We start from the raw sequence: 14,251 nt of genomic DNA on the forward strand, positions 1-14,251 counted from the left end.
TTGAATATTTAATATCTTGTAAATTATAATGAGGTTATCACTTCAATACAATAATCAATAATGATCATATCGTTAATTAATGAACATTATGCCTAATATTGTTAATTAATTATAAAGGATTGATGCAGAATGAAAGAAGATCGGAGAGTTCGTAAGACGAGGTCAGCAATTAAGTCTTCATTTATCGAATTATTAAATGAAAAGGAATTAGAAAAAATTACAATTCAAGATATTGCAGATCGTGCAGATATTAATAGAGGTACCTTTTATTTACATTATGAAGATAAATATTTATTATTATCAGATATGGAAGATGAATTTATTTCTCAAATGACATTCTTAAATCATCTTCATAATATTATGGGAAAAGATCCAGAAGATACTGCTAAAAATTTTATTAATATTATTTTAAAAAATATGCTTCAACATATTTCGGATAATATTACTTTTTATCAAACGATCTTACAATTAAATAGGAAGTCAAAACTTGAAGAAAAAATTTATTCCTTAATCGGGGAAAATATGCAAAAATATATTAGTACAAATCATGAGATTGAAGGTATACCAGAAAAATATTTTCATAGTTATGTTGCTGGTGCAACAATATCTACTGTTAAATTTTGGGTGAATGATCCCCACCGTCTTTCAGTTGAAGATTTAACCAATCATATTTTTAAAATTATTTATAATGGACCTTTAAGAATCATGGTTCAGCATCAATATAAAGCTTTAAATATTGACACAGCGAAATAAAGACTAAGAAAGGAACTATCAATTATGTTGACTGCATATAAACACTCAACTACTAACGAAATAGTTGAAACAAATATAAACCAATCTGCATCATGGATAAATGTTGTCGAACCTGATAGAGAAGAAATTGAGCATTTAATTGAACAGTACAATCTGCCAGAAGATTTTATTCGTGACCCTCTTGATGCAGATGAAAGTGCACGTATTGAATATGACGAAGATACTGGCTATTCTCTTATTATTGTCGACTTGCCTATTGTAAGTTCTACGAATCGTCATGTTCTCTCATTTGTTACCATTCCTCTAGGTATTGTGATTGGAAATGGTGTGATTTTTACAATTTGTGATGCTGAAAATGAATTTCTTGAAAATTATTCAAGACAAGATAACGTAAATTTAAAATTTCATAGTCGCTTTGCTTTAGATATTTTACTTACTATTTCAAATCACTATAACAGAAACTTGCGTCTTTTAAATAAATCAAGAATCCGTATTGAAAGAGATTTGAAAAATAGTATTACGAATAAACAACTTTATCGTTTAATGGAAGTAGAAAAAAGTTTGGTTTACTTTTTAGCAGCTTTAAAAGGGAATGATACGATTATTAAAAAATTATTCCGTTTGCCTGCAATTAAACGTTTTGAAGAAGATGAAGATTTGTTAGAGGACTTAGTCATTGAAAATAACCAAGCGATTGAAACAACTGAATTATACACAGGTATTTTAGAAAGTATCACGTCTTCGTATTCTTCATTACTTTCAAATGAAATGAACAATATTATGAAGACATTAACGCTTTTCACGGTATTACTGACACTACCTACCCTTGTCTTTAGTTTCTTTGGTATGAACGTTCCATTACCTATTGATGATAAGAGTTACGTTTCGTGGCTGGTTATCGTAGGAATCTCTTTAATATTAGTCACTATTGTAAGTATTTTCTTATGGCGTAAGCAAAAACTTTAATAAAAAAGTAACCCTTGCAATGTATCGCAAGGGTTACTTTTTTATTCTGCTGCAGCTTTGTAAGCTTTTCTTCGTGATAAAATTAAAGTGACAATCACTGCAATTATAAACGCAATAAACATACCTATGAAATAATGAAGCCAACCAGCATGAGCTGGGTTAATTGAAATAAATCCAGGTAATCCTGCAGTACCTAAAGCAATGGCTTTAACTTTGAAAAACGAAATGTAGGCTGAGCCTATAGCTGAACCTGTTATTGCACCAATAAATGGATATCTTAATTTTAAGTTAACTCCAAATAAAGCGGGTTCAGTAATACCTAAAAGAGCTGAGATACCAGCTGCTGAAGCCACACCTTTAAGTTTCTTATTATTTTTAATAATTAAGAAAGCAGCAAGCGCTGCCCCACCTTGTGCTACATTTGACATTGTAGCGATTGGGAAAATAAATGATCCACCTGTTTTTGCTTGATCTGCAATTAAAGTTGTTTCTACTGCAATAAAACTATGGTGCATACCAGTAATCACAATTGGAGCATAAAATAATCCAAAGATAAATCCACCAATTGCACCTCCAAATTCATATAACCATGTTAAACCATCTGATAACCAATAACCAAGCTGTCTAGTGATAGGTCCTACAAATAAGAAAGTTAAGAATGCTGTACTCAATATTGCAAGTAAAGGCGTTAATAAATTATCCAATACAGTAGGAATGATTTTACGTAATCCTTTTTCAATAGTTGCTAAGATATAGGCTGCCACAAGCATAGGTAACACTTGTCCTTGATATCCAACTTGATTAATATGTAATCCAAATAAATCCCAATGTGGAATAGCCTTACCCGCTTCAACTGCTTTAGGAAAATCATATGCACTCATTAATGAAGGATGTACTAAAATCATTCCTAACGCTGCACCTAAAAATGGATTGCCGCCGAATCGTTTCGCTGCACTAAAGCCAATTAAAATAGGTAATAGTGTAAACGGTGCATTAGCAAAAACATTAATCATATCTGCTAATCCAGCGAATTGACTATGAACATCTATAAATGATTTATGATGATAGAATAAATCTGGCGCTGTAAGTAGATTATTAATACCCATTAATAATCCACCGGCAACGATGGCTGGTATAATTGGTACGAATATATCTGACAACATCTTAACAAAACGTTGTAAAGGATTCATATGCTTCGACGATTTGTCTTTTACATCAGCAGTTGTTGATGGCTCTTTTCCTGTTATTTTTTCTAACTCTGCAAATACTTTATTGACTGTTCCTGAGCCGATAATAATTTGATATTGTCCTCCTGTAGAAAAGGTTCCTTTAACTACATCCATTTCAGATAACTTTTTTTCATCTATAATACTTTCATCTTTTAATACAAGTCTTAATCTTGTGGCACAATGGGCCATAGCATCTAAGTTATCTTCTCCGCCTATCGCTTCTAATATATCTTCAGCCGATTTCTTATAGCTCATTCTACTAATCTCCTATATATGAAACTCATTTTAATATTCATTATATAATTGTAATCGGTTCTAAAAAACAAAGCAATATCTTATAAATATTTTATATAATTAATTTTAATTTATATTTTAATTTAATGAAAAGGTGAAAGTAAAATAAAATTCAATGTCTCACTTCTACAATTTAACCTCACTTTGTGTTGGATATTAGTTTCTTTATGAACATCTTTGTACTAGAGCGCCTCTACTAGAGTTTAAAACTTGATCTACTGTATTTTCAATTTAATTACTACTTGCTAATACATCAAAAAACCTGGGACAACGCATGTTGTCCCAGGTTTTTTTAATACTAATTCTGACATTCTTAACTTTGAATATGTTTCGTGATGTTTAATTAAGTAAAAGTATATTTAGATGTTATGATGTAAAATTGTTACACATTAAATAGAAATTTTTGGGGAGTTATAATGATTCTAAATATAATAGTTAGCTACTGTTAATACCTTTTATATTTGCATGCATCTTTTATTCTAAGTTGCTTACTCTACGGAGTGATGTCATTTTCTCTATTTAAAATACCGTAATCGTTCGTTTCATTAAACTATTGTATATCGGTTGCTAATGCTCTAAGATGTTGTGTCTTGATATACATTTAAATAGTGATTTTAAATATATGGGGCTCATATCAAATATATAAGTAAATTCATTCTTGATGCTATATATTCAAATGATGTTGTATCGTGATGTATGTACAGAATTAGTCATTTTTAATTTCAAGTGAATCATTGTTTAATAGCTTATATCTCTTCACTCAAAATCTATATTTATTATGCATTTAAATTCGTTTCATTGACCTACTAAAAATTTTCAATAGTCTCATGCGACATTCTAAAAAAAATAATAATATTGTGCATCTATAAAATTGTTAACGTTTTCAATTAAAAATAAACGAAATTTTTTTATTTTTAACTATTAATATCTCTTTTATTTTCATATATAATAACTCTTATTATTCAAACAGACCTAAATCCCCGCTTACAAATACTATACTAGATGAGGAGACTTATTTATGAGCAGTACTCTTTTTTTACATGAAAATATTACTTCTATGCCTAGGAGAAACATCAACCATGTGCTTATATTATTTTCTTTAACTAATGAATTAGAAATGACAATCAATGGAAAGCATCACCCATTATCAAATCATATTGCAATCATTAATCAAGGTGATTTATATCAAATTAATAAAGGAAGAAATCTGATTGAGCTCAAAATACCAATGGCTTACTTTTATCTTGAAGACTCTGCTTTTTTTAATTGCCACTTTGATGCACATCTCTTACAATCAAGTCATTTTATCAAATCAATCATTTTAAATAATATAGAACATATGTACAACACATCTCATCATGATGACAAAGTTATTCCAAAGATCATACAAACTTTTTATAAAGAAGCAGTTATTAGACATCCTCATATATATATTCCAAAGATTCCTGTTGAACAGCACATCTTAATTAATATACTTACATTCATTCATGATCACATCACTTCCAATATTTCTCTACAAGATATTGCAGCACATGTACTTATTTCTGAGTCATATTGTTCAAATTTATTTGTACGTATATTGAATATTAATTTTAAAGATTATTATACAAGTTTGAAAATTAATCATGCTATTAGATTACTCATTTGTACAAATGACTCTATTACAAGTATTTCTGAACAATCCGGTTTTAGTAGTCATACCAATTTTACTAATCAATTTAAAAATTATCTTAATTTAAGTCCAAAACAATTTCGTTCTCAACTGAATCATTCTGATCCTATATCTGCGATACGACTGAAGAGTGACATTGAACCTAAGCATTTTGAATTAATCTCTCAGTTTGAAACAACTGAACAATTATCAACCGAAACAACTATCATTGATCTTGAGCAATTAGAAGCCTTTCAACATACTCAATCTTCAAAGGCATTTATTCATTTTAAAAATATTAATGAATTATTCCAGTTTGTTTTTAATGATCATTATGATATCGATTTATCTTATTTACCTAAACCAGCCATTTTGATTAATGATATGAGTGATATGAATCAACATTCAATTAACGGAAACTTACTCAATCGCTGCTTCGAAAAATTATTTGAAAAAAATATCAGTTTAGCTGTCATTATCAAAAATAAATCTGAGTTCACTACTTTTTACGATTTAATTATGACGTTTCTAGAAAATAATCAAGATTATAAATGGAATAAAAAAAGTGTACGATTTATGCTCGTATTTGATACCAAGTCAATGACTATCCAAGATATTCATCTATCATATTTAAAACTTAGAAACAAAAATCGTTCGATTAAATATGGTGTTTTAGTGGAAGGATTATTACATCAGTACGAAAAGTTACAAGAAGTCTATGATACAATGAAGCGTCTTAATTTTGATTACTATTTTGTTGACATTGAAAATATTGATACGAAAAATATATTAATTGAATACCAACGCGGATTTACTCATGCAAATACTCATTTCGAAAACTACGTTCATTTTATAAAGAATTCTAATATACCTTCGACCCAATTTGTCTATAGTAGCTTATCATTACGTTGCTTTAAGTATACAAATGACGGTAGGCATCCACTTCAACTAGCAGATTTAGTTTGTCATTTAACGGCGCTATTAAAATATGGAGGTGGTATTTGCTATCACCTTTTTGAAGATGATCCAATGTTTATTGCATTATTTAATCGACATGGGAGTTTACTTCCAATTATGCATCTTTATCAATTTATTGCAGCATTTATCGATGTGCCTATCCATATTGCAAATAATTATTTAATGAGTCAAAAAGATGGAAATTACCATTTTATCTTATTTAATAAAATTAATGATCGCTACTTGTCTGACAGTAAACAACATTATCAAATACTAAATAAATTAAATGAAAATAGCTTAATCATCGTAAATACATTAAATAAAGAACATGGGACGATTCATCAATTAATGTCTCAAGATAATTTACCTGTATACATTGAAAAAAGTATTATTCATCAATTAGATAGATGCAATCAACCTAAAACAGAACTATTTATACAAGAAGAAACCAATCATCCATTTAATATGACGTTGCATCATGATGAAGTGAAATATATTTATATCAAATCTGTTTAAATTTAATTTTAAAGGGATATTAATATAATAAGGAGATGATTAGTTTGGATAAACAAAAAGTGACTCAAGCGATTGAGAAAGTTTTAAATACTTCTAAAATTGGTGTATTATCAACTGCATATAATAATAAACCGAATAGCAGATATATGGTGTTTTATAACGATGGTCTTAATTTATATACAAAAACAAGCAATAAAAGTTCTAAAGTAAAAGAAATTCAAAGTAATCCAGAAGCATATATTTTACTAGGCTATAATGAAACAACAAATAATAGTTTTGTTGAAATAGAAGCAAGTATTGACATTGTAGAAGATCAGAAAGTCATTGATTGGTTGTGGGAAACACAAGACAAAACATTCTTCGATTCTAAAGAGGATTCTAATTTATGTGTGTTAAAAATAAATCCAAAAACGATTACTTTAATGAATGATGATGATATTGATACACCAATCACAATTGATCTTTAATTTGATTGTTAATAAGAGTAGATAGAATGTATCATGAATTCTATCTACTCTTTTTTGCTTATTTATAATGCTTCATTTATATTAGTTGAAGTACAATTGAATTTTTGTGAAACTTTTATTGCAATTTAATTCTATTTTTTGTATAAATAAATTAATATATTTAAGGAGAGTCTTAATGAAGAACAAAAAAGGTTTAAGGTTAGGAATTTTTTTAATTGCAATTATGTTAATTGTTAGCATTATTTTAGTCATTGTAATGCTAAATGGTCAGCAAAAAGAATCCTACTATGGCTATATGAAAGATAGTCACACTATTGATAAAATGATAAATGAACAAACTGAAAAAGTAGAGAAAAATGTTAAATTACCTTCTAACACTAATGTAAAAGTAAAAAAAGGCGATTTTGTCTTTTTAGTAAAAGAAAAAGGTTCTGATTCATTTTCTAGAGTATCAAAAGTAAATCATGATGAAGTGCCACATGGTCTCATGATGAAAATTCATGAAATGCATGATATGAAAGGCATGTAGCTTTTGATATATTAGGCAGTATAAAGAGCGAGATAACATTCATTTAAAATCAGTTATCTCGCTTTTTCTTTTTGAATAAAAAAGCATCGCTTATCCAAGCGACGCTAAAAATGTCAGATTTCTTTTTTTAAATTGATTCTAGATATTTCTTACCTTTTTCTTTATCATAAACATGTTCCCATTTAGAGATAACTACTGTAGATAATGCATTACCAATAACGTTCACACATGTACGAACCATGTCTAACAAACGATCTACACCGATAATTAACGCAAGACCTTGAGCTGGTAAGCCCATTGCCCCCAATGTTGTTAATAACACTACGATAGATACTCCTGGCACACCTGCCATACCTTTAGATGCAACCATTAATGTCACCATTAAAATGATTTGTTCAGATAATGATAAGTGAATACCATACATTTGAGCAACAAATAAAGCGGCGATAGATTGATATAAGGCTGATCCGTCTAAATTAAACGAATATCCAATTGGTATAACAAAAGAAGTCACTTCTTTTGGTGAACCAAATTTCTCCATTTTATTCATCATTACTGGTAACACTGCTTCAGAACTTGAAGTAGAGAATGCAAGTAATAATTCATCTTTAAGTATTTTAATGATTGAGAAAATACTAATTCCACAAATTCTTGCTACAATACCCAAAACAACAATAATGAAGAAAATCATCGCAAACACAACTACTAAAACAAGTTTAGCTAATGGAATTAAAGCTGAAGCACCGAATGTCATAACAGTTGTACAAATAAATGCAAATACACCAATTGGTGCTAATTTTAAGATTTTATTAATCATCCAAAATACGGCTTCTAATGTACCGTTTAAGAAACCTTTAACTGGTTCAGCTTTTTCTCCAATCGCAGCTAATCCCAAACCAAAGAATACTGCGAAGAAAATAATTGGCAATAACTCACCCTTAGTTAAAGCTTCAAAAATATTAGTTGGTATAATATTTACGATTGTATCAATAAAGTGGTTACCGTATGTAGATTGTTCTGCGGCAGACGCAGTTGATTGATATTTAGTAATATCGCCTTTAGGTAACTTATCAGGATCTAATCCAATTCCTGGTTTAAAAATATTACCAATAATTAAACCTAAACCGATGGCGATGGTTGTAATAATTTCGAAATAAAGAATTGATTTCCATCCATAGCTTCCTATTTTTTTCGAATCCCCTAAATTCGAAATAGATAAAGCAAGTGAACAGAATACAATTGGGATGATGATCATTTTGATTAAATTTAAGAAAACGTCACCGAAAGGTTTAATATAATTTGCAACACCTGTTTGTCCAAATAATAATAAACCAATTACTACACCTAGCACTAATGCAATTAATACTTGCATAGGTAGGCTAACTTTTCTCTTGAACAGAGTCACGTTGAAACCCCCTTCTTCTGACATCGCTTAATTATATCAAATTATTCAAAATTCGGATATAACAAATTAAAAACTATTAAATAATATACATATTTAATTTGGCAAAAATAATTAATTAAAAACAGAAAAGTGAGAATATTTTTAGAATATAGATGTTGGAATTCAATCACTATCTTTAACCTTCTCAATGTAAGAGCGGTTTATAAATGAATTACATTACTCTAAAATCTTTTTTAACTAACTCGTTTACCTTTACCATTTAACAAAAAATTTCATTTAAAAAAACAATATCTATTTTTCTATAGATATTGTTTTTTTGAGTAGTAATCATCATTAATATCTCTGGTTCTACGTATTGATTATATATTATGGCTTATAATTTTGGTTGAAATAGTTATGTTTTGCACTTTTAATGCTTTTCTTGGTTTCCGTATCAAAGCCTTCAACTAAAATACCTTTACGTGTACCAATTGGCTGAATGATATATGTTAAATTAGGCTCGTCTTTAAACACCACTTGTTTATAATAAACGCCTCTTTTAGCGCTATATAATGTCTTTTCTGATTTAATTTTATCTTTCAAATGTTTTTGTTCTATATAATTGTCTACAAGTTGCACATTTTTATGCCCTTGATACGCTTTCGTTCCAAAGAAGAACGCAATAGCTAATACAAGAGAAATAGCTAATATAATAATAATTCTAATAATCTTTTGCTTCTTACTCATCAGAGCACTCCTTCATCATATTACTCAATAAAATAGCTTCTTTTATCATTTAAATAATTATGAATGAAATAGTAACTTTTTTAAAGTGATACATCTTTTTTGTAACAAAATATACTAATAATTTAATTTAGAATTTGAAATAAATCAACAATCTAAAATTATATGTAGACTTATTTAAATTTACTTTTAAATTTATTAAAAAACTTATATATTACTCTAACAATAGTCTTGACAATAGCTATTGTTCATACTATCTTTAAGTAAGTTGAGGGGGAAAGAATATGTATGTAAAGGACAGTTATTTAAGTAAACAATTATGTTTTTTACTTTATGTTACTTCAAAAGAGGTAATTAAAAAATATACTCACTATCTAAAAGAGTATGATTTAACATACACAAGTTTTATGGTTCTTATGGCTATTGAAAACGACGAAAAAATAAACATTAAGTCCCTTGGTCAACGCGTCTTCTTAGATTCTGGAACTTTAACGCCTCTCTTAAAAAAATTAGAGAAAAAAGGTTACGTACAACGCATGCGAGAAAAAGAAGATGAACGTAATTTACAAATTTCATTAACTCAAAATGGTAGAGACATTAAACCAGTATTAGAGCAAATTTCTAATCAAGTGTTTAATGATTTTGATATTTCTGACGATGAAGCGGATGGCCTTGCTAGTAGCTTAAGACATATTATTTCAGAGAACTTCGGCTCTAATGCTGAATAGTTAATACACATGACAAAAGCTAAGTAATTATTGTTCCTTCTTTCTTTTATTTTCTAACTAATACATAATATCGACGTCTTTTGTCATGTTTCTTTATTCCACATCTTTCACTTTTTAATTCTTCAAACTTTCAAATTGCTTTTACTTTACGTGTAGTATCTCTATTTATATAATGATATTGTAAAATTTCAATATATTTTATGACATATTACTCTGAAAAGGAGATTTCATATATGAATAATAGAGAATTTTTTGATCAAGCTATTTTTAAAAATAATCCAAGAGATGTATTTCGTGATCTAGGTGAACAAGTATTTAACCAATTTTCAACTAAAAGCTTCCCAACAAATGTTTACAGTCAAAAAAATCAATATGTTCTAGAAGCCGAATTACCTGGCGTAAAGAAACAAGACATTCATCTTAAATATGAACATGCTACTTTAACGATTAAAGTAATTAAACAAGTATCTGAGCAAACAGGTAGTGTTCAATTAAGTGAACGCTCAAGCGGAGAATTGGTAAGACGCTTTGAATTCGAAGATATTAATAAAAATCAAATCAAAGCAAGTTATGAAGATGGTGTTTTAGTGGTGATTTTACCTAAGAATGTCACTGAAGAAGACGAAGGTACTACAATTACAGTAGAATAAATAAAAGAAGTTGAGATATAACTTTCAGAAAAATAGCCAGTAAATGAGTGATGAGACATTCATTTACTGGCTTATTTATAATTCTTCGTATTATTGCCTTACTCTCTTAGAGGGTAGTTTCAGCTTGTGTTATTATTTCAATCTCTCATCAAAGTACGTTGTATTCATCTTTCATTTTACATTAGATTATTGAAAAAATAGGTGCTTAGCATAAGCTAATAAACAAACGTAGTGCTAGTGCACTACGTTGTATATTTATTTTGCGTATTCTTTTTTGTAAAGATGACCCATTGTAATAAAAGCAAGTATTCCAAATACAGCTAGTAAAATAAATGCTAAATGACTTGAACCTGTCAATGAAGTAACATACGTGATAACAAGTGGTGGGAAGAAACCACCTAACCCTCCCATCATAGAAACAATTCCGTTTGCAGTACCAGATTCTTTAGCAAAATAAGATGGCACAAGTTTAAAGATGAGTCCATTTCCTAATCCAGCACAAATACTAATTGTTAAACAACCTATAGTAAACAAGGCAATATGACTTGAAACACCTAAAATAACTGCACCGATAATCATCACAACAAAATCTATCATCAAGACTTTAACCGCGTTGAATTTATCTCCTAAAATCCCACCCACAGGTCTTAAGAATGTTGCTAATGCGATAAATACTCCTGATCGAATACCTGCATCTACTTTATCTATTCCGAAATTATTAACTAAATAGTTAGGTAAGAATAAACCAAATGCTACAAAAGCACCAAATGTAATAAAGTACCATAAACTCAAATAATATAGTTTGTAGTTTGAAGATAAATCTTTAACTTGAGCGCCTAAAGGTACTTTAACTTTAGGTTCTTTAGCATCTCCAAGGAAAAACATTAATATTGCAAAAATAGCGATAATAATAAGATAACTTCTTACTGTTGTTTGCCATCCTACAATACCCGCAATAGGAGGTGCTAAGAATGATGAAATTGCTGTACCAATATTTCCCATTCCATAAATACCATTTGCTAATCCTACTTTGTCTTTTGAAAAATATTTAGGAACTGAAGTGACACCTACAGAGAAAATGGCTCCTCCTACTCCTAAAAAAAATCCAGACGCCATTAACATACCAGGCGATTGGGCTTGTCCTAAGAAGAAAATAGGAAATAATAATATAATGAAACTACAAAAGAATACCCATTTAGCGCCAATAATATTTGTTAAATAACCAAATGGTACACGAAGAATCGATCCTAGGATAACTGGTATCGCTAAAATAATTGATAACTGTCCTGGATTAATTTTAATATCTTGTGAAATAAATGGCATCAATGGAGAAATAATGCTCCAAGCCATGAATCCAACTACAAGACTTAAAGTTTGTAACGTAAGTTGAAAACCACCCTTAGTTTTATTCATTTTTTCACCTTCATCAATGTTTTATTTTCTATTATCGATAATTAAATCACATATCAATATAGCCAATTTGTGTGATTAATTACTGATTACAGTTAAATTTTAATCACTTTGTGAAAATATGAACATAAGGAGTTTCCCTTATACTCTCTAATAATCCCCCTATATTTAAATAATAAGACAAAGAAAAACCAACACATGAATATCATGTGTTGGTGAAATATAATATAAGTGTCATTATTTAAGTTATTCAATATATTTAAAAGTCTAAAAGTTGCTTCTTAAGCGCATATTCTACAAGCTCTGGTTTAGATTTTAAATTTAATTTAGTCATAATATGCGTTTTATGTGCCTCAACTGTTTTAACGGATACAAACAATTTTTCAGCAATTTCTTTATTTCCATATCCCTTTGCAATTAATGGTAATATTTCTAATTCTCTTTTAGAAAGTATTTTGAAAGGATCATTGGTTGCTTTTTCATCTTGATTAGAAACATTTACAAATTCATTTACTAATGACGTCGTTAGTTTCATATCAATATACGTTTCACCTTTATACACTGTTCGTACTGCTAAAATCAGTTGTTCATCTGGTGAATTTTTTAAAATATATCCTTTAGCACCATTTCTTAAAACATGAAATAGATATTCTTCATCATCATACATTGTTAAAATTAATATTTTTGTTTCAGGAAAACTTTCAGAAATTTTGCTAGTAGCAATTAAGCCAGACTCACCAGGTGGCATACTTAAATCCATAATTAATACATCCGGTTTGTATTCCATCACTTTCTGATATGCTTCTACTCCATCAGCAGCCGTAGCTACAACTTCCATATCTTCTTGAAAGTTTAATATCATAGAAAAACCTGTTCTTACTACTGCATGATCATCTGCAATTACTATTTTCAATTATAAGTCAGTCCCTTTACATTCTCTAGAGTGGTACTTCTAAAGTGATAATAGTTCCTTTTCCTAAATGTGTTTCTACATTCACTTTTCCGTTTACAAGCTCTGCTCTTTCATTCATACCATACAATCCTAGTCCTGTACCTTGTGGTTGAGAATTCGGATCAAAACCTTGACCATGATCAATCACTTCAGCTATTAATAAACGTCCAACCTCCTGGACAAAGACATCTACCGAACTTACGCCTGCATATTTTAATGCATTAAATACCGCTTCCTGTACCACACGGTAAACAACCGTTTCTACTTCACTATCATATCTTTTATCTTTAATGTTAGATTGATATACAATTTGCATACCATAATTATTTTCAAATTGTTTAAAATATGATTTAAAAGCCGCTTCCAAGCCTAAATCATCTAGAGATGAGGGTCTTAATTCAACTGATAAATGTCTTATATCATCAATCAATTTAGACATTAATCCCTCAATACGTTGTGATTGTTGGACAAGTTCTGAGGATTCTTTTTGATATTTCAGCAATCTGAGTTCAACATCAATATTTAGCATTTCTTGTACAACACTATCGTGTAGTTCTCTAGAAATACGTTTTCTTTCATTTTCTTGCGCGGAAATTGTTTTTCTCATCATCTGACGTTGATACATTTTTTCTTGTCTTTCAATTTGCGGCGAAATATCTTGAAGTGTAAATGCATATATCTCATTATCTTCATCAATCGCTTGATAAGAAGCTGTAAATGGTCGAACTTTATGATCTACTGTTTTCATAAACACTTGAAAATTGATATCGTTTGGTTTAGATGTGTCTAAATAACAATTTTTGCAACTTTGAAGTTCAAATTCATTTGAATACCCTTCACAACGATCACAAATCGCATTTGTCATCGCACTATAATTATTATCTTTTGAAATAATTTCTTCAGCGGCGTCATTCATTGCAATGATTTTTCCTTCTTTGTTTACAAAAACAATTTTTTCATTTGTAGTTTCATAATATTTTTTTAGTAAGTCTTCCATTTGCAGATTATATAACTCTAACAC

Annotated in this window: 13 protein-coding genes; 7 read left to right on the top strand and 6 right to left on the bottom strand. The window is 29.3% G+C overall.

Features of this window, described 5'->3' with window-relative positions; translation table 11 throughout:
• Nucleotides 1–129: 129 nt before the first annotated feature.
• Together HMPREF2629_RS04295 and HMPREF2629_RS04300 are read left to right on the top strand one after the other, a co-directional pair.
• Nucleotides 130–753, top strand: coding sequence for a TetR/AcrR family transcriptional regulator (locus HMPREF2629_RS04295; protein ID WP_002448440.1), 624 nt, complete (start codon nt 130–132; stop codon nt 751–753).
• Between the two features lie 24 nt (nt 754–777).
• Nucleotides 778–1,719: a magnesium transporter CorA family protein gene (locus HMPREF2629_RS04300; protein WP_017174948.1), complete on the top strand. Its 942-nt coding sequence runs from the start codon at nt 778–780 to the stop codon at nt 1,717–1,719.
• Nucleotides 1,720–1,760: 41 nt separating this feature from the next.
• Here the strand turns inward: HMPREF2629_RS04300 and HMPREF2629_RS04305 are convergent, their stop codons facing one another.
• Nucleotides 1,761–3,203: a sucrose-specific PTS transporter subunit IIBC gene (locus tag HMPREF2629_RS04305; RefSeq protein WP_017174949.1), complete on the bottom strand. Its 1,443-nt coding sequence runs from the start codon at nt 3,201–3,203 to the stop codon at nt 1,761–1,763.
• Between the two features lie 1,057 nt (nt 3,204–4,260).
• On the opposite strand from HMPREF2629_RS04305, the gene rsp reads away from it, so the two are divergent.
• From rsp to HMPREF2629_RS04320, 3 genes are all read left to right on the top strand, one after another.
• Nucleotides 4,261–6,366: an AraC family transcriptional regulator Rsp gene (gene rsp, locus HMPREF2629_RS04310; RefSeq protein ID WP_017174950.1), complete on the top strand. Its 2,106-nt coding sequence runs from the start codon at nt 4,261–4,263 to the stop codon at nt 6,364–6,366.
• 44 nt (nt 6,367–6,410) lie between these two features.
• Nucleotides 6,411–6,833, top strand: coding sequence for a pyridoxamine 5'-phosphate oxidase family protein (locus tag HMPREF2629_RS04315; protein WP_017174951.1), 423 nt, complete (start codon nt 6,411–6,413; stop codon nt 6,831–6,833).
• A gap of 175 nt (nt 6,834–7,008) precedes the next feature.
• The gene (locus tag HMPREF2629_RS04320) at nt 7,009–7,362 is read left to right on the top strand and encodes a DUF4889 domain-containing protein (protein ID WP_070813175.1); all 354 of its coding nucleotides are present in this window, start codon (nt 7,009–7,011) and stop codon (nt 7,360–7,362) included.
• Nucleotides 7,363–7,489: 127 nt separating this feature from the next.
• On the opposite strand, the gene HMPREF2629_RS04325 is transcribed toward HMPREF2629_RS04320, so the two are convergent.
• Nucleotides 7,490–8,767, bottom strand: coding sequence for a cation:dicarboxylate symporter family transporter (locus HMPREF2629_RS04325; protein WP_017174953.1), 1,278 nt, complete (start codon nt 8,765–8,767; stop codon nt 7,490–7,492).
• 366 nt (nt 8,768–9,133) lie between these two features.
• Nucleotides 9,134–9,493 (bottom strand): DUF3139 domain-containing protein, encoded by a 360-nt coding sequence (locus HMPREF2629_RS04330; protein ID WP_002448406.1) that lies wholly within the window; start codon nt 9,491–9,493, stop codon nt 9,134–9,136.
• 281 nt (nt 9,494–9,774) lie between these two features.
• Here HMPREF2629_RS04330 and HMPREF2629_RS04335 point away from each other — a divergent pair, with 281 nt between their 5' ends.
• Entirely contained in the window at nt 9,775–10,218 is a 444-nt protein-coding gene (locus HMPREF2629_RS04335; RefSeq protein WP_002448339.1) for a MarR family winged helix-turn-helix transcriptional regulator, read from the top strand.
• Nucleotides 10,219–10,451: 233 nt separating this feature from the next.
• Nucleotides 10,452–10,868, top strand: coding sequence for an Hsp20 family protein (locus tag HMPREF2629_RS04340; protein ID WP_002488807.1), 417 nt, complete (start codon nt 10,452–10,454; stop codon nt 10,866–10,868).
• 255 nt (nt 10,869–11,123) lie between these two features.
• Here HMPREF2629_RS04340 and HMPREF2629_RS04345 read toward each other — a convergent pair whose 3' ends face one another.
• The 3 genes from HMPREF2629_RS04345 to nreB form a co-directional block, all read right to left on the bottom strand.
• Entirely contained in the window at nt 11,124–12,281 is a 1,158-nt protein-coding gene (locus HMPREF2629_RS04345) for a nitrate/nitrite transporter (protein WP_049382389.1), read from the bottom strand.
• A 256-nt stretch (nt 12,282–12,537) separates the two neighbouring features.
• The gene (gene nreC / locus HMPREF2629_RS04350; RefSeq protein ID WP_070813176.1) at nt 12,538–13,191 is read right to left on the bottom strand and encodes a nitrate respiration regulation response regulator NreC; all 654 of its coding nucleotides are present in this window, start codon (nt 13,189–13,191) and stop codon (nt 12,538–12,540) included.
• Between the two features lie 25 nt (nt 13,192–13,216).
• Complete coding sequence (gene nreB, locus HMPREF2629_RS04355; protein ID WP_202596555.1) at nt 13,217–14,227, bottom strand: nitrate respiration regulation sensor histidine kinase NreB; 1,011 nt, start codon at nt 14,225–14,227, stop codon at nt 13,217–13,219.
• Between the last annotated feature and the right edge of the window lie 24 nt (nt 14,228–14,251).

It is taken from the genome of Staphylococcus sp. HMSC034C12 (genome assembly GCF_001835895.1).
Lineage (GTDB): Bacteria > Bacillota > Bacilli > Staphylococcales > Staphylococcaceae > Staphylococcus > Staphylococcus hominis.

Coding starts and splice junctions, on each gene's coding strand:
- HMPREF2629_RS04295 (WP_002448440.1), top strand. CDS start 130: ATGAAAGAAGATCGGAGAGTTCGTAAGACGAGGTCAGCAATTAAGTCT.
- HMPREF2629_RS04300 (WP_017174948.1), top strand. CDS start 778: ATGTTGACTGCATATAAACACTCAACTACTAACGAAATAGTTGAAACA.
- HMPREF2629_RS04305 (WP_017174949.1), bottom strand. CDS start 3,203: ATGAGCTATAAGAAATCGGCTGAAGATATATTAGAAGCGATAGGCGGA.
- rsp (WP_017174950.1), top strand. CDS start 4,261: ATGAGCAGTACTCTTTTTTTACATGAAAATATTACTTCTATGCCTAGG.
- HMPREF2629_RS04320 (WP_070813175.1), top strand. CDS start 7,009: ATGAAGAACAAAAAAGGTTTAAGGTTAGGAATTTTTTTAATTGCAATT.
- HMPREF2629_RS04330 (WP_002448406.1), bottom strand. CDS start 9,493: ATGAGTAAGAAGCAAAAGATTATTAGAATTATTATTATATTAGCTATT.
- HMPREF2629_RS04335 (WP_002448339.1), top strand. CDS start 9,775: ATGTATGTAAAGGACAGTTATTTAAGTAAACAATTATGTTTTTTACTT.
- HMPREF2629_RS04340 (WP_002488807.1), top strand. CDS start 10,452: ATGAATAATAGAGAATTTTTTGATCAAGCTATTTTTAAAAATAATCCA.
- HMPREF2629_RS04345 (WP_049382389.1), bottom strand. CDS start 12,281: ATGAATAAAACTAAGGGTGGTTTTCAACTTACGTTACAAACTTTAAGT.
- nreB (WP_202596555.1), bottom strand. CDS start 14,227: ATGGAAGACTTACTAAAAAAATATTATGAAACTACAAATGAAAAAATT.